Raw genomic sequence first — 14628 nt, forward strand, 5'->3', positions numbered from 1 at the left:
GCATTTTGTGTTATGCTGCACCGGTATTCGTTGCGTATGGGGGCGGAGATGCAGAGCCTCGACCCGAAACAGACCCGCGCCTTTCTGGCCGCGACCACGGCGGGCACCGTGCGCGGCGCGGCGGAAGCCCTTGGCGTCGAGCCCTCCACCATCAGCCGCGCCATCACCGGGCTTGAGACGACACTGGCCACCCGCCTCATCGAACGGGGCCGCCGGGGCGTGCAACTGACCGAGGCGGGGGCGCTTCTGCGCGACCACCTGCGCCGGGAAGCCTCTGAGATGGAGGCGCTGCAATCGCGCTTCGATGCGCTCAAGGGCATGGCACGCGGCACCGTGCGGGTGGCGGTGGGTGAAGGCTTTGTCGGCGATCTGGTCGGCGGCGCGCTGCCCGGTTTCGCGGCCACCCATCCCGGCCTGACCTACGCGCTGGAGCAGGGCTCCACCGATGCCGTTCGCCACAGCGTGATGACCGATCAGGCCCATCTGGGGCTGGCCTATGACGTCGCCCCCGACCGCGCGCTCAAGCTTCTGGCGCGCCATCCGCAACCCCTGATGATGCTGGCGCGTCCGGGCTCGCGCTTTGCCGATCTCTCCGCGCCGCTTTCCATGGCGGCGCTGGCCAATCTTCCGGCGGCGGTGCTGACGGGCGGCTACGGTGTCGGGTCGGTTCTGGCACGGGCCGAGGCGCGGGCGGGTCACCGGCTGCACGCGGTGGTCGAGACCGGATCCATCGCCGTCCTCTTGGCCTTCGCGCGCTCCGGCATGGGCGTCACCGTCCTGCCGCGCTTCGCCGCCATGGCCGATATCGCGGCGGGCGGGCTGGTCGCGCGCGAGATCGCCGAGCCCGAGTTTCAGACCGGCGAAGCCGCGCTGATCGCCCGCAATGGCCGGGAACTCCCGCGCGCCGCGCAGTCCATGGCGGCGAATCTGGCCCGGCGCATGGCGGCTTTCGGCGGGCAATAGGTTGCGTGGCGCGCAACGATAAACTCCGATCCTTGCCTTTCCTGCCGCGCCGATCCCTGCCACTCTGGCGGGGAAACCGGCGGAGGGCAGGAGAATGAAACTCGGCATCATCGGATGCGGCAACATGGGCGGCGGCATGGCGCGGCATCTCGCTGACAGCGGCTGGCAGGTGGCGGCGCATGATCCCGATGCGGACCGGTTGGCCGCGTTGGCGGGGGTGGACGCTTTCCCCCACGCCCGTGCCCTCGCCGCCGCCTGCGACGTGATCGTGCTCTCGCTACCCACCGCCGCCATGGTGCGCGCGGTCATGGCCGAGATCGCTGATGCCCTGACCCAAGGCGCCACGATCCTGGATACCTCCACCTCCGACCCCGCCACCTCGCAGGCGCTCCATGCGGCGTGCGCGGCCAGGGGCGTCCAGTTCATCGACGGCCCTGTCAGCGGCGGGCCGTCTGCGGCGCGGGCGGGCAACATGACGATGGTTCTGGGCGGCGAGGCGCAGGCCATCGCCAACATCCGCCCGCTTCTGGACGCGCTCACCGCCAGGACCGTGCATATCGGCGACCCCGGCTCGGGCCATGCCGCCAAGATCGTCAACAACATGCTCTGCGCGGCCAACCTTGTGCTGGTCTCCGAGGCGGTGCGGCTGGGGCAGGCCGCGGGCGTCGCCCCCGCCGCCCTGCTGGAGGGCGTCAATGCAGGCTCGGGCCGCTCCGCCGTCAGCGAGGTGAATTTCCCGAAATGGGTGCTGCCGGATGCCTTCGACAGCGGCTTCACCATGGGCCTGATGCGCAAGGATGTGCGGCTGGCGCAAACACTGGCAGAGGGTGCGGGCGTGCCGATCCCCGCCTTCACCCGCATCGCGCAGATCTGGGCCGACAGCGCCGCGACCCTGCCCGACGGGGACGACTTCAACCGGATCGTGCAGTTTCAGACGGAGCAGGACCAATGACGCGGACCCGGATCTTCACCGACACCATGGCCGAACTTGGCCTGAACGCCCGCATCCAGAGCCTCATCGGCGGCGTCCTCATGGACGGGCAGGGCGAGGATATCCCCCTGATCGACCCCTACACGGAAGAGGAACTGACCCGCTACGCCGATGCCGGCGCGGCGCTCGCCGCCCGCGCCTGTGACGCCGCCGCGCGTGCGCAACGCGTCTGGATGGGGGATTTCACCGCCGCCGGGCGCGGTCAGGTCATGCAGGAGGCCGCCCGCGCCATCACCGCCCATGCCGAGTCGCTGGCAAGGCTCGACGCGCTCATCGCGGGCAAGCCGATCCGCGATTGCCGGGTGGAAATCGCCAAGGTCGCCGAGATGTTCGCCTATTACGCCGGGTGGGCCGACAAGCTGCATGGCGAGGTCATTCCCGTCCCCTCGGGCCACCTGACCTATACGATCCGTGAACCGCTTGGCGTGGTGTTTCAGATCACCCCCTGGAACGCGCCCGCCTTCACCGGCGGTTGGCAGATCGCGCCCGCCATCGCGGCAGGCAACGGCGTGGTGATCAAACCCTCTGAACTGACGCCCGCGACCACCGTGGCGCTGGTGAAGCTGGCCGAGGGCGCGGGGTTGCCGCCGGGTCTGGTGAACGTGCTGGCGGGGCTTGGGACCACGGCAGGGCAGGCCGCCATCGCCCATCCCGCGACGCAGAAGGTGGTTTTCGTCGGCTCCCCCGGCACCGGGCGGCGCGTCGCCGTCGCGGCGGCCGAGGCGCTGATGCCCTGCGTCCTGGAACTGGGCGGGAAATCTGCCAATATCGTCTTTGAGGACGCCGACCTGAAAGCCGCCTGCCTCGGCGCGCAGGCCGCCATCTTCTCGGGCGCGGGGCAAAGCTGCGTGGCGGGGTCGCGCCTGCTGGTGCAAGAGGGTATCCGGTCCGACCTGACCGAGATGCTGGCCACCGGCATGAACGCGATCCGGCTTGGCGATCCGCTGGACGAGGATACCGAGATCGGCCCGGTCGGCAACGCCGCTCAACTGGCCCATATCCACCGCGTGCTGGATGGCGCGCAGCATGACGGCGCCGACCTGATGACCCGCGACAGCGTGCCGGATCGCGGTTACTTCGTCGCGCCCACGGTGCTGGCAGGGCTCGGCAATCGCAGCCTGCCCGCCATGACCGAGATCTTCGGCCCGGTCGTCACCACCATCCCCTTCGCAGATGAAGAAGAGGCCGTAAGCCTGGCCAATGACACGGTTTTCGGCCTTGCCGGGGCGGTCTGGACGCAAGATGTGGGCCGCGCGCACCGGATGGCGGCCTCGGTCCGGGCCGGCACCTTCTGGGTCAACAGCTACAAGGCGATCCATGTCTCGGTGCCCTTCGGCGGCTCCGGCCAATCGGGCTATGGCCGGTCCTCCGGCCTCGACGCGCTGATGGAATACACCGCGCCCAAGGCGGTCTGGCTGGACGCGGCCCCAGTCCCGCGCATAGCGTTCGGCTACACATCCTGAAAGCGCGCGCGATGATCCATGACGAGACCCGAGACCTCTTGCAAGCCAGCCCCGACGCGGCGGCGATGATCGGCATCACGGCGGCGGATTGCGCCGACTTCCCCAGGCTGGCCGGGGCGCTCCTTGGCGGGATCGCCGGGAATGACGGGGTGCGGGCGACCGTCCACGCCGCCTATGCCGAGGCGCCCGCGCTGGTCGAGACCTCCAGCCATGACATCAGCGAAACCGCCCGGCGAAATTTCGAACCCGGCGGGCGCGCGGGTGCGCTGCTCTTCTCGCGGGGGGTGCAGGCGGTGATGGCGCATCGCGTGGCGCATCACCTCTGGGGCAAGGGCGACCAGACCGGCGCCATGGCCCTGAAATCCGTGCTTGGCCGCGCGCTCTCCACCGATATTCACCCTGCTGCCCGGATCGGGCCGGGGCTGTGGCTGGATCACGGGCTCGGCTGCGTCATCGGCGAGACGGCGGTGATCGGGCGCGATGTCTCGATCTGGCATAACGTGACGCTTGGCAGCACGCTGACCGATAGCGGCCCTGAGCGGCACCCGAAGGTCGGCGACGGCGCGGTGATCGGGGCGGGGGCGGTGATCTTGGGCAATATCCGTGTGGGGGCCGGGGCCAATGTGGGCGCGGGGGCGGTCGTGCTGCAAGACGTGCCCGACGCCATGACCGTCGCTGGCCCGCGCGGCGAGATCCGTGGCCCCGCAAGGGTCCGCTTCGCGCCGGAGCGATCATGAGCGCCAGCTTCGGCATCGACCATCCGCTGATCGCCACGCGGGATGTCGCGGGGCTGCGGAACCGGCTGATCTCGCTCGGTTTCACCATGACGCCGATCGGGCGGCATCCCTGGGGCACCTCGACCAGCCTCGCCATGTTCCGGGGCTGCCTGATCGAGATCATGGGGGTCTATGACGAGGCCCTGCTGGACACGCATCCGGCGGACGATTTCCGCTTTGGCCGCCATGTCCACAGCCATTTGCAGGCCCGCGAGGGCGTGGCGCTGACCGCGCTTCACAGCGAGGACAGCCGCGCCGATGCGGATCGGGCAGAAGCGGCGGGCTTCACCGTCGCGGGTCATCTGAAATTCGGCCGCGACGTGACCCTGCCCGATGGGCGACAGGACCGCACGAAAACCACGCTGGCGGTCCTGCCCGACACCCAGTTCCCGCGCCTCTCATTCTTCCTCTGCCAGCAGCACCGGCCCGAGTTGATCTACGTGCCGCGCTGGCTGGAGCATCCCAACACCGCCTGCGGCATCGCGGGCGTGACGATCCGGGCCGAGGCCCGCGACCAGGGCACGCTGCGCCCCCGGCTTGAACGTCTCTACGGCCCCGTGCGTGACGTGCAAGGCGGCTTCGAGACGCAGACCGCCAATGGCGTGATGCGGGTGCTGACGGAGGCGGCTTGCGAAGACCTCCTCGGGCCTCTGCCCGACGCCGTGCGGGCAGACCCTCAGCCCGCCATCATCGGCATGGACATCAAGGTGCGGGACATGACGGTGCTGGCAGATCACGTCGCGGCCAGCGGGATGGCGGCGCGCCACGAAGGCGGCGCTGTTATCCTCGGCGATCCCGCCCGGACCGCCAGTGTCATCGTGCGTTTCCAGACAGCGTGACGCCGGGTTGCGGCCCGCCTGTGGCCCGCAGATGCGCGCGGTCGGCCGAGCGCTCCGCCCGGACAACTCCGGGGCTTTACCTCCACCCATAATCCCGGACATGGTCGATCCAGCGCACGCACAACAAGGACCAAACATGGCGCAGGACAGCGATCATCCAATCATCGTCATCGGTGCGGGCATCGTCGGCGTTTCCGCCGCGATCTGGCTGGCACGCGCGGGCCGCAAGGTCACGCTGATCGACCGGGGCGCGCCGGGGATGGGCACCTCCTACGGCAATGCCGGATTGCTCGCGGCTTGTGCCATGGTCCCGGTCACCACGCCCGGCCTGCTGCCCAAGGCCCCGCACTACCTGCTCAGCCGCAATGAACCGCTCTTCCTGCGCTGGTCCTACCTGCCGCGCCTTGCCCCCTGGCTGGTGAAATACCTCGCCCATGCCAACGACCCCGACACGCGCCGTATCGCGCAGGGCCTGACGCCCATCACCGCCGACACGGTCGAGCAGCACAAGGCCCTGACGGCGGGCACCGGCGCTGCGCATTGGATCACGGACAGCCCCTACCATTTCGCCTACAAGACCCGCGCAGGCTATGAGGCCGACGCCTATACCAACGCCCTGCGCCGCGAGGCAGGCTTTGTGCCCGACATTATCGAAGGCACTGCGGTGCAGGAGGTCGAACCGGCCCTGGGCGCGCAGATCACCTGCCTCGCCACCTATGCCGATCACGCCTATATCCGCGATCCCGGCGGCTATGTCGCGGCGCTGGCCGAGGAATTCGTCAGGCTTGGCGGTGACGTCCGGCAGGCCGAGGTTCATGACTTTACCCTGTCGGATGGCAAGGTCTGCGAGGTGATCACCTCCTCCGGCGCGATGCCCTGTTCGGGTGTCGTGCTGGCCACCGGCGTCTGGTCGAAACCGCTGATGCGCAAACTGGGCCTGAAGGTGCCGCTGGAATCCGAGCGCGGCTATCACATCGTCTTTGAAGGCGCGGAAGGCGGCCCGTCCGCCCCGGTCATGGTCGCCTCGGGCAAGTTCGTCGCCACGCCGATGGCCGCCGGTTTGCGATGTGCCGGCGTGGTGGAGTTCGGCGGGCTCGATGCGGGCCCCTCGCGCGCGCCCTTCGCGCTTCTGCGCCGCCAGGTCGCCGCGACCTTCCCCGGCCTCGTCGCCGCCCGCGAGGAGGAATGGCAAGGCCACCGACCGGCGCTCACCGACAGCCTGCCGATGATCGGCGAGGTCGGGCAAACCGGCGTCTTCGTCGGCTTCGGCCATCACCATATCGGGTTGACCGGCGGGCCCAAGACCGGGCGGCTGATTGCCCAGACGATGACGGGGCAGGGGCCGAACCTGGATATGTCACCCTACGCCCCTGGCCGCCTTGCCCGCTGATCCCAGTCGACCGCCCGCACCATCGCGGCGAAGTCCGAGACCTCCTCGCGCTCCACCCGATCCTCGCGCATCAGGAGGTCGACCTGCCGGTGTTCGCCAAGATCCTCGAAGGCACGAAAGGCCAACCTCTCGGGGTCGATCTCAATGACCGTGCTCGGCAGCACGGTGACCCACTGCCCGCCCCGAACCATCGCGGTCAGCGTCAGCGTGTTCAGCGCCGACATCCGCGCGGTGCCCGTCGCCTCACGCACAGCCTCGATCCGGTCCGACAGCTCGTTGCGCAAGACCTGCTGAGCGCCCAGATCGGCCAGCCGCAAGGGGGCGCTGCGTGTGGCCAGCGGATGATCCCGCGCCATGATCAACCCGAACGCGTCCGAGAAGAGCGGCACCGACCGCACCCCCCGCACCGGCCCCGCAGGCGCGGCAACGCCGATGTCGATCCGTCCCCGCGTCAGCGCCTCCAGGATACTAACCGAATCCATGTCGCGGATTTCCACCGAGACGCCGGGATGGCGGGCCAGGAACGCCCCCACGACCTGCGGAAAGATCATCCCCGCCACCGACGGCACCGCCGCCACCTGGATCAACCCCTGCGGCGCGGTGGCAAACCCCTCGATGGCGCGGATCGTGGCGTCGAACTGCTGCAATTCGCGCCGCGCCTGATCCAGCACATATTCGCCCAGGGGCGTCAGCCGGTTCTTGCGATCGGTTGCAAATAGGCGCTGGCCCAGATGCTCCTCCAACCCCTTCAGCGTCATCGAAATCGCCGAGGGGGTGCGCCCCAGCCGGGTCGCCGCCTCCGCCAAGGTGCCGCTTTCGGCGACAATGGCGAAGGCGCGCAGCATCTCGATCTTGATCGTCATCGGCTTCAAAATCCCTGAAATCCAACCCTGTCACTCCAATCTGGCTGACATATCCGCCCCCGTCCATCCGGCATATCGCCAGGCCCGCCCGACCGCGCTATATCTGGGGTCAACCAAGGGGGACGGCATGGGCAATTGCGATATCGGACTGGTGGGCCTGGGCACGATGGGGGCGGCGCTGGCGCTCAACATCGCGGAAAAGGGTTTCAACATCGCGGTCTGGAACCGCACCGGCGCGAAAACCGAAGCCTTCATGGAAGGGGCCGGGGCGCTTGCCGCGAGGATCACTCCGGCGCAAGAGCTGGCGGATCTGGTCGCCGCCCTCAAGCCCCCCCGCGCGATCATCCTGATGGTGCCCGCGGGCGACCCGGTCGATCAGCAGATCGCGGCCCTGCGCCCGCTTCTCGGCACTGACGACCTGATCATCGACGCGGGCAACGCCAATTTCCGCGACACGAACCGCCGCATGGCCGATCCCGGCGCGTTTCTCGGCATCGGTGTCTCGGGCGGCGAGGCGGGCGCGCGCCACGGCCCCTCGATCATGGGCGGCGGCGACCGCGCGCATTGGGACCGCGTCGCGCCGATCCTGACGGCCATCGCCGCCGACTATCATGGCATGCCGTGCGCCGCCTGGCTCGGGCCGGAAGGCGCGGGCCATTTCGTCAAGGCCGTCCATAACGGCATCGAATATGCCGACATGCAGATGATCGCCGAGATCTACGGGCTGATGCGCGACGGGCTTGGCCGCAGCGCGAACCAGATCGGCGATGTCTTCACCCGCTGGAACAGTGGTGCGCTGCAAAGCTACCTTGTCGAAATCTCCGGCCAGGTCGCCGCCGCCCATGACGCGGCCACGAACGGCCCGCTTCTCGATGTGATCGTTGATGCGGCGGGGCAGAAGGGCACCGGGCGCTGGACCGCGATCGAGGCGCAGCATCTGGGTGCGCCGATCCCCGCGATCGAGGCCGCCATCACCGCCCGCAACATCTCGGCCCGGCGCGAGGAAAGGCAGGCGGCAGAGGCCCTCTTCGGCCCCGCGCCAAAGCCCATCGACGCGGGCATATTGCAGGACAGCGTGATGGAAAAGGCCCTCATCGCGGGCAAGGTGCTGTGCTATTCCCAGGGGTTCGGAATGCTGGCCGCCGCCGCGCGGAGCTTCGGATGGACCATGCCTCTGCCAGAGGTCGCGCGGGTCTGGCGCGCAGGCTGCATCATCCGCTCGGCGATGCTCGACGACATGGCCGACGCGCTGACGGAAGACGCGGGCCGCACCCTGATGATGGCCCCGGTTTTTGCGGACCACCTGCGGGCCGGCCACGCCGCGCTGCGCACCCTCGTGGCCACCGCCGCCACGCATGGCATCGCGGTGCCCGCGCTCGCCTCGGCGCTGGCCTATTTCGACGCCATGCGCACCGCACGCGGCACCGCCAACATGATCCAGGGCCAGCGCGATTTCTTCGGCTTGCACGGCTTCGCGCGGCTGGACGATGGCAGCACCGGCCAGCACGGGCCATGGGCGGACGCGGAAAGCTGACAACCCTGTCAGAAATCGCGCCTCTGCGCCTCCGCCACGTCACGCAGAATTTCGTAAAACGTCAAGTGATGATCCAGGTAGTCCGTGTAAGGCGCGCCAAGTGCCGCGGCCTCCGCCACCGGGTCGCCCTCCCGCTCGGGCGGGCGGATTTGCCCTGAGGCCAGAACCTCGCCATGCCACTGCTGCACCGCCTCCCAGTCTGACGGCACCTGCCTGTCCCAGGACAGCGCTTCGGGCCGGTTCCGCAACCCGACATGCGCCCCATAGGCCCGCATGACGGCCTCAGGATCGCGGCGCAGATCGTCGGACAGGATCACCAGCGGCGTATGTCCGGCCTCTCTAAGGGTTTGATATAGAACCCATTCCGCCTCGATCCCCAGTTCCACGCTGGCAAAACCGGGGTCTTTCCTGGCATAGGACAGGATGCTTTCGGCGGGATGGCGCACCAGAAACGCATGGGTGATCGCATCGCGGAACTCTGCGTCATCCGGCAGCGTGTCCAGCACGTAATAGGCCATGTCCTTGAAGAAGACCGGCCCGCCCTCGGCCCGCCGCAGGATCATCTGGCGTGTGCCGACATAATCCGCCGGATGGTCGGGGTCAGGGCGGAAATCGGGAAAGCGGCGCGGCGCGCGGTTGAGGTAGTAATCATACATGAACGGTTCATGCAGCACGTCGAGGTCGCCGCGCTCCCGCATCACCCTCTCGAACGCGGTCGAGACCGAGCGGGGATGGCACCAAAGGGCAAATATCTTCATGAAATCAATCCTATGTCTCTGCCTTTTCAGGGTCAATCCGAACCCGGTTGATCGCGCCCGAAATGGCGGGCAAGCTGTCGGTCGAAGCGGAGGCATGACATGACAGAATTGAAGACGACCGCCGCCCGGATGGTGGCTGAGGCCCGCGCCCGGATCGAGGAGATCGACACCGCCGACCTGATCGCGCGGGCGGATGATCCCGACCTGGTTATCGTCGATATCCGCGATATTCGAGAGCGGAAACAAGGGCTTATCCCCGGATCGGTTCATGCCCCGCGCGGCATGCTGGAATTCTGGATCGACCCCGAAAGCCCCTATTTCCGCGAGGTGTTCGGCCAGGACAAGACCTATATCCTGCATTGCGCGGCGGGCTGGCGCTCGGCGCTGGCCACCGCGACGCTCAATGACATGGGCTTTGCCTGCGCCCATCTGCGCGACGGGTTCCAGGATTGGGAGGCGCAGGGCGGCCCCGTCGAGCGGCCCGAGGGTTAACGCAAGCCCCTCGTCGCCTTCTGCATCGCCGTGATCAAGGCATCACGCCGCGCCGACATCTCCGCTGGATTATCCTGTCCTTTCATGCCGTTGACCAACATGCGCGCCGTCTCCGCATCCAGGTGCGGCGTGCCCAGATCATCCCACCAACGGTTAAAGCTGTCGGCGTAGCGGGTGCAAAACTCCTCCAGCCCGCCCGCGCCCGCGCCGAGGTGAAACAGCGTCGTCGGCCCCATCGCGGCCCATCTGAGGCCGGGGCCCGCCCACATCGCCTTGTCCACATCCTCGACGCTGGCAACCCCCTCGCGCACCAGGTGAATCGCCTCGCGCCAGACCGCGGCCTGAAGCCGGTTGGCAACATGGCCCGGCACCTCTCGATTGACACGAATGGTAATCTTTCCAATGGTTTGGTAGAAGTCCTCCGCGCCCGAGATCGCCGCCGGATCGGTGCGGTCATTGCCCATCACCTCGACCAGCGGGATCAGGTGCGGCGGGTTGAACGGGTGCCCCAGAACGAAGCGGGCAGGGTCACGCCAGCCCACCTGCATTTCGGAAAGTGTCAGACCGGAGGCGGAGGAGGCCAGGATCGCCCCCGGTTTCAGATCCGCTTGGATTTCTGCGAAGAGCGCATGCTTCAGCTCCACCCGTTCCGGCACGCTTTCCTGAATGAAATCAGCATCTTGTACAGCAGTTTTCGCATCACGGTGAAAGCGGATCGCATCCGGATTCCCATGTTCCGCCAACCCCAACTCAACCAATGTCGGCCACGCCCGCGCGACATACTCCCGCAACGCCTTTTCCGCCCCCGGCGCCGGATCGTAGACTGCGACCGTCCGGCCCGAGGCCAGGAAAAGCGCCGTCCAACTGGCCCCGATCACACCCGCGCCGAGGCTGCAAACATGTTTGAAATCAGTCATCTAGAGCAATCCCGGCTGGATGGGGGAGGCCGCCGTCATGCCGCCATCCACGGTGAACATCTGGCCCGTTGCGAACGCCGCCTCGTCCGAGGCCAGCCACACCGCCATCGCGGCAATATCTTCCGGTCGCCCGAACCGCCGCACGGGATGGCGGGCCAACGCATCGGCCCGCGCCTTTTCCGGCTCGCGGGCCAGCGCAAACCCCGCCTCCAGCATCCCCGTCTCGATCCAGCCGGGACAGATCGCGTTGCAGCGGATGTCCGGCCCATGATCGACGGCGATGGAGCGTGTCAGCCCATGCACGAAGGCCTTTGACGCGTTATAAAGCGCCATCGACGGATCGGCGTGACGCCCCGAGATCGAGCCGATATTGACGATCGCGCCAGACCCCATCAGCGGGATGAAGGCGCGGCAGGTGTTGAACACCCCGCGCGCGTTTACGCCCATGACCGCGTCCCAATCGGCATCCGTGCTGTCGGTGACGGTCCTTTCCACCTGAACGCCTGCATTATTGACCAGAATATCAATCTTGCCAATGGTTTGTGCTACGTCGTTCACTTGATCCGGATCCGCCACATCAAGGCTCTGCCAAGCACAGGGCAGCCCGTCGGGGGCCGGTCCGCGCCCGCAGGTGATGACCTCGGCGCCTTCCGCCAGGAAGGCTTCGACGATGCCGCGCCCGATGCCCTGCCGTCCGCCGGTCACGAACGCCCGCTTGCCCGCGAGCCGGGTCAAAACGCCACCCGGTCGGCACCTTTCAGCGCCAGCCTTTCGCGGGCCTCGGCGGGGGTTGCCACGCGCAGCCCGAGGTTCTCGATGATCGACCGGATCCGCGTCACCTGCTGCGCGTTCGAGACCGCCAGTTCGCCCTTGCCGATATAGAGGCTGTCCTCCAGCCCGACCCGCAGATTGCCGCCCAACATTGCGCTTTGCGTGGCAAAGGGCATCTGGTGCCGCCCCGCCGCCAGCACCGACCATTCGTAGTTTTCCGGCCCGAAGAGGCGATCGGCGATCTTATGCATGTGCATCAGGTTCTCCAGGTCCGCGCCGACCCCGCCGAGGATGCCGAAGACCATCTGGATGAAGAAGGGCGGCCTGATAAGACCCTGATCGACAAAGAATTTCACGTTGTAGAGATGGCTGAGATCGTAGCATTCGAACTCGAACTTCGTGCCATGCGCTTCGCCCAGGGTCTTCAGCGCATATTCGATGGTGGCGAAGGTGTTGGGGAAGATGAAATCGCGCGTCATGCCGAGGAATTCGGGCTCCCAGTCATGTTGCCAATCCTTGTATTTCTCCAATAGCGGGAAGAGGCCGAAATTCATCGACCCCATGTTGAGCGAGGCCATTTCCGGCGAGGCATCGGTGGCCGCGCGCAGGCGCTCCTCCATGCTCATGCCAAGCCCCGCGCCCGTGCTCACGTTGATCACCGCGTCGGTGGATTGCTTGATGACCGGCAGGAATTTCTGGAACGTCTCGGTGCGCGGGTCGGGCTTGCCGGTTTCGGGGTCGCGGGCGTGCAGGTGGATGATCGACGCGCCCGCTTCCGCCGCCTCGATGCTGGCAGTGGCGATCTGGGCCGGTGTGATCGGCAGGTGCGGCGACATGGTGGGCGTGTGGATGCCGCCCGTGGGCGCGCAGGTGATGATGACGGATTTGGGCATGGATCCCTCCAATTTCGCAAGGCGTGGGCAGTTTGCCCACCGTTCACAATCGCATCTGCTGGACCTGCGCGGAAAGCCCGCCATCAAGCACCCAGAGCTGGCCGGACGCATAGCGCGCCTCGTCCGAGGCCAGCCAGGTCACGAGGTTGGCGATATCCTCGGGCGTGCCGTAGCTCCGCATCGGATGCACGTCACGCACGGCCTGTTGCAACTGGTCGATGGTCTTGCCGGCCGCGCCTGATCCGTCGCCCTCGAAAAAGCTCTGCAACATCGGCGTGTCGATATAGCCGGGGCAGATCGCGTTGACGCGGATGCCTTCGGGGCCGTGATCGCAGGCCATCGCACGGGTCAGGGCATGGACCGCGCCCTTGGTGGCGCAATAGGCGGCAAGGCCCGGATCGGCGATGAAGCCGTCATAGGAGCCGAAATTGATCAGGCTGGCAGTGGCGCCGTCCCTTGCTGCCTTGCGCAGCAGGGGCAGGGCGTGTTTCGAGGTCAGGAAGGTGCCGGTGACATTGACCGCGAAGCTGCGGTTCCATTCGTCCAGGCTGGTGTCCTCGATGGTCTTCTCGATCTCGATCCCCGCGGCGTTGACGAGGATGTCGAGCTTGCCCACCTGCGCCTCAATATGCGCCATCGCGGCCTTTACCGCTGCCTCATCGGCCACGTCCAGCGCGACGTATTGGCCATGGGCGGCGGCGCGGTCCAATGAGCCCGTGTCGCTCAGATCGCCCGCGAAGACCTGCGCGCCTTCCGCCTCGAAGCGGGCACAGATCGCGCGTCCGATACCGCCGCGCCCGCCCGTGACGAAGGCCGTCTTGCCCTTGAGCCTCATGGCGCCGCCGTGCCGTAGGCGTCAAGAACAAGACCGTGGAAATGGTGCACCGCGTGTTCGGATTTGCCCGATCCCTCGGGGTCATGCACGATGCGGCCCTGCTGGAACGCGGGCGTGGACATGCCGCGCTGCACGCTTTCGACAAGGCCGATATCCTCGGGCTGCAGCACCTCGTCGATATAGCGCATCGCGTCGACCTCCATCGGGTCGGGATCGGGCGTTTCCAGGTAGAAGTCGTAGGTTTCCAACGTCCTGTCCGGCCCGACGGGCACCACGTTCAGCACGATCATCGAGGAGCGGCCCGGATAGCGCATCAGGCAGGTCGTCGGCCAGAGCCACCAGACCGCATGGGTGCGCACGGTGGCATTCGACACGTCATAGGCGGAATTCGCGCCGGTCCCGGCCTCGGCCATGTGGCTGGAATAGATGCCGTATGTGGTGACCTTGTAGGTGTCCATGTCGACGAGGTCGCAGAAATCCTTATGCGCGGTCGGGCAGTGGTAACATTCGAGGAAGTTGTCGACGACGTTCTTCCAGTTCGACTTGATGTCATAGGTCAGGCGGCGGGCGAAGGTCAGGTTCTCTATGTCAGGCGCCCAATGGCGGATCTCGGTCTCCAGATTGCCCGCGACCTCCTGCAAGGGGGCCGCGTCGGGGTCGAGATTGACGAAGACGAAACCCGCGAATTCGGTGACCTTGACCTGATCGAGGCAGATGTCATTGGTGTCGAAATCCTCCAGCGCGTCCGTTTCCGGGGCGCGGACCAACTCGCCCGAGAGGCGATAGACCCAGGCGTGATAGGGGCACATGATGCGGCTGGTATTGCCCGCGCCCGTCAGCAGCATATGCGCGCGGTGCTTGCAGACATTGTAGAAGGCGCGCAGCAGGCCGTCCCCGGCACGGGTGATCACGATGGGCTGGCCCGCGATACCGGCGGTGACGTAATCGCCGGGAGTGCGCAGTTTCTCGACGTGACAGACCCATTGCCAGTGCTTTGCAAGAATGGCCTGCCGGTCGGCCTCGAACCAGGCATTATCGGTATAGGCATCGGCCTTCAATGACAGCGACCGGCGCGGGTCGGGGTCATAGCCGTGGCGGATTTGCGCGAATTGGCGGGGGGAGGGCAGGTCGGTCATGGCGTGG

At 67.1% G+C, this 14628-nt stretch carries 15 protein-coding genes; 8 read left to right on the forward strand and 7 right to left on the reverse strand.

All coding sequences use genetic code 11. The features are described from left to right. Window positions 1-48: 48 nt before the first annotated feature. From HNS34_RS00580 to HNS34_RS00605, 6 genes are all read left to right on the forward strand, one after another. Window positions 49-963, forward strand: a complete 915-nt coding sequence (locus tag HNS34_RS00580) for a LysR family transcriptional regulator (RefSeq protein WP_172316953.1) — start codon at window positions 49-51, stop codon at window positions 961-963. A 94-nt stretch (window positions 964-1057) separates the two neighbouring features. Then, on the forward strand, window positions 1058-1915 hold the full coding sequence (locus tag HNS34_RS00585) for an NAD(P)-dependent oxidoreductase (RefSeq protein ID WP_172316955.1): 858 nt from the start codon (window positions 1058-1060) through the stop codon (window positions 1913-1915). Further along, complete coding sequence (locus tag HNS34_RS00590) at window positions 1912-3417, forward strand: aldehyde dehydrogenase family protein (protein ID WP_172316957.1); 1506 nt, start codon at window positions 1912-1914, stop codon at window positions 3415-3417. Before HNS34_RS00585 ends, HNS34_RS00590 begins: the two co-directional genes overlap by 4 nt. A gap of 11 nt (window positions 3418-3428) precedes the next feature. Continuing rightward, on the forward strand, window positions 3429-4154 hold the full coding sequence (locus HNS34_RS00595; protein ID WP_172316959.1) for a serine O-acetyltransferase: 726 nt from the start codon (window positions 3429-3431) through the stop codon (window positions 4152-4154). Next, window positions 4151-5032 (forward strand): VOC family protein, encoded by an 882-nt coding sequence (locus HNS34_RS00600; protein ID WP_172316961.1) that lies wholly within the window; start codon window positions 4151-4153, stop codon window positions 5030-5032. Before HNS34_RS00595 ends, HNS34_RS00600 begins: the two co-directional genes overlap by 4 nt. Before the next feature lie 136 nt (window positions 5033-5168). Further along, window positions 5169-6422: an NAD(P)/FAD-dependent oxidoreductase gene (locus tag HNS34_RS00605; protein ID WP_172316963.1), complete on the forward strand. Its 1254-nt coding sequence runs from the start codon at window positions 5169-5171 to the stop codon at window positions 6420-6422. On the opposite strand, the gene HNS34_RS00610 is transcribed toward HNS34_RS00605, so the two are convergent. Then, window positions 6395-7285, reverse strand: coding sequence for a LysR family transcriptional regulator (locus HNS34_RS00610; protein WP_172316965.1), 891 nt, complete (start codon window positions 7283-7285; stop codon window positions 6395-6397). The two genes, HNS34_RS00605 and HNS34_RS00610, sit on opposite strands and share 28 nt — an antisense overlap. A gap of 127 nt (window positions 7286-7412) precedes the next feature. Here HNS34_RS00610 and gndA point away from each other — a divergent pair, with 127 nt between their 5' ends. After that, window positions 7413-8819, forward strand: a complete 1407-nt coding sequence (gene gndA, locus HNS34_RS00615; RefSeq protein WP_172316967.1) for an NADP-dependent phosphogluconate dehydrogenase — start codon at window positions 7413-7415, stop codon at window positions 8817-8819. Window positions 8820-8827: 8 nt separating this feature from the next. Here gndA and HNS34_RS00620 read toward each other — a convergent pair whose 3' ends face one another. Then, window positions 8828-9577 (reverse strand): sulfotransferase-like domain-containing protein, encoded by a 750-nt coding sequence (locus tag HNS34_RS00620; RefSeq protein WP_172316969.1) that lies wholly within the window; start codon window positions 9575-9577, stop codon window positions 8828-8830. A 99-nt stretch (window positions 9578-9676) separates the two neighbouring features. On the opposite strand from HNS34_RS00620, the gene HNS34_RS00625 reads away from it, so the two are divergent. Further along, complete coding sequence (locus HNS34_RS00625) at window positions 9677-10069, forward strand: rhodanese-like domain-containing protein (RefSeq protein WP_172316971.1); 393 nt, start codon at window positions 9677-9679, stop codon at window positions 10067-10069. Here HNS34_RS00625 and HNS34_RS00630 read toward each other — a convergent pair. The 5 genes from HNS34_RS00630 to HNS34_RS00650 are packed head-to-tail and all read right to left on the reverse strand — an operon-like array spanning window position 10066 to window position 14621. Further along, window positions 10066-10986: a 3-hydroxyacyl-CoA dehydrogenase NAD-binding domain-containing protein gene (locus tag HNS34_RS00630; RefSeq protein WP_172316973.1), complete on the reverse strand. Its 921-nt coding sequence runs from the start codon at window positions 10984-10986 to the stop codon at window positions 10066-10068. The two genes, HNS34_RS00625 and HNS34_RS00630, sit on opposite strands and share 4 nt — an antisense overlap. Further along, entirely contained in the window at window positions 10987-11721 is a 735-nt protein-coding gene (locus tag HNS34_RS00635; protein WP_172316975.1) for an SDR family NAD(P)-dependent oxidoreductase, read from the reverse strand. After that, the gene (locus tag HNS34_RS00640; protein ID WP_172316977.1) at window positions 11718-12650 is read right to left on the reverse strand and encodes a 3,5-dioxohexanoate:acetyl-CoA acetone transferase; all 933 of its coding nucleotides are present in this window, start codon (window positions 12648-12650) and stop codon (window positions 11718-11720) included. Before HNS34_RS00640 ends, HNS34_RS00635 begins: the two co-directional genes overlap by 4 nt. A gap of 43 nt (window positions 12651-12693) precedes the next feature. Further along, complete coding sequence (locus tag HNS34_RS00645; RefSeq protein WP_172316979.1) at window positions 12694-13485, reverse strand: SDR family NAD(P)-dependent oxidoreductase; 792 nt, start codon at window positions 13483-13485, stop codon at window positions 12694-12696. Beyond that, window positions 13482-14621, reverse strand: coding sequence for an aromatic ring-hydroxylating oxygenase subunit alpha (locus HNS34_RS00650; protein WP_172316980.1), 1140 nt, complete (start codon window positions 14619-14621; stop codon window positions 13482-13484). The genes HNS34_RS00645 and HNS34_RS00650 overlap by 4 nt, the downstream gene beginning before the upstream one ends. Window positions 14622-14628: the final 7 nt, after the last annotated feature.

This window comes from Alterinioella nitratireducens, from assembly GCF_013155465.1.
GTDB lineage: Bacteria > Pseudomonadota > Alphaproteobacteria > Rhodobacterales > Rhodobacteraceae > Alterinioella > Alterinioella nitratireducens.

What these genes read in the sequence shown, in the direction of transcription:
- gndA (WP_172316967.1), top strand. Translation starts at nt 7,413, where the DNA reads ATGGGCAATTGCGATATCGGACTGGTGGGCCTGGGCACGATGGGGGCG.
- HNS34_RS00605 (WP_172316963.1), top strand. Translation starts at nt 5,169, where the DNA reads ATGGCGCAGGACAGCGATCATCCAATCATCGTCATCGGTGCGGGCATC.
- HNS34_RS00610 (WP_172316965.1), bottom strand. Translation starts at nt 7,285, where the DNA reads ATGACGATCAAGATCGAGATGCTGCGCGCCTTCGCCATTGTCGCCGAA.
- HNS34_RS00590 (WP_172316957.1), top strand. Translation starts at nt 1,912, where the DNA reads ATGACGCGGACCCGGATCTTCACCGACACCATGGCCGAACTTGGCCTG.
- HNS34_RS00580 (WP_172316953.1), top strand. Translation starts at nt 49, where the DNA reads ATGCAGAGCCTCGACCCGAAACAGACCCGCGCCTTTCTGGCCGCGACC.
- HNS34_RS00645 (WP_172316979.1), bottom strand. Translation starts at nt 13,485, where the DNA reads ATGAGGCTCAAGGGCAAGACGGCCTTCGTCACGGGCGGGCGCGGCGGT.
- HNS34_RS00640 (WP_172316977.1), bottom strand. Translation starts at nt 12,650, where the DNA reads ATGCCCAAATCCGTCATCATCACCTGCGCGCCCACGGGCGGCATCCAC.
- HNS34_RS00625 (WP_172316971.1), top strand. Translation starts at nt 9,677, where the DNA reads ATGACAGAATTGAAGACGACCGCCGCCCGGATGGTGGCTGAGGCCCGC.
- HNS34_RS00595 (WP_172316959.1), top strand. Translation starts at nt 3,429, where the DNA reads ATGATCCATGACGAGACCCGAGACCTCTTGCAAGCCAGCCCCGACGCG.
- HNS34_RS00585 (WP_172316955.1), top strand. Translation starts at nt 1,058, where the DNA reads ATGAAACTCGGCATCATCGGATGCGGCAACATGGGCGGCGGCATGGCG.
- HNS34_RS00650 (WP_172316980.1), bottom strand. Translation starts at nt 14,621, where the DNA reads ATGACCGACCTGCCCTCCCCCCGCCAATTCGCGCAAATCCGCCACGGC.
- HNS34_RS00600 (WP_172316961.1), top strand. Translation starts at nt 4,151, where the DNA reads ATGAGCGCCAGCTTCGGCATCGACCATCCGCTGATCGCCACGCGGGAT.
- HNS34_RS00630 (WP_172316973.1), bottom strand. Translation starts at nt 10,986, where the DNA reads ATGACTGATTTCAAACATGTTTGCAGCCTCGGCGCGGGTGTGATCGGG.
- HNS34_RS00620 (WP_172316969.1), bottom strand. Translation starts at nt 9,577, where the DNA reads ATGAAGATATTTGCCCTTTGGTGCCATCCCCGCTCGGTCTCGACCGCG.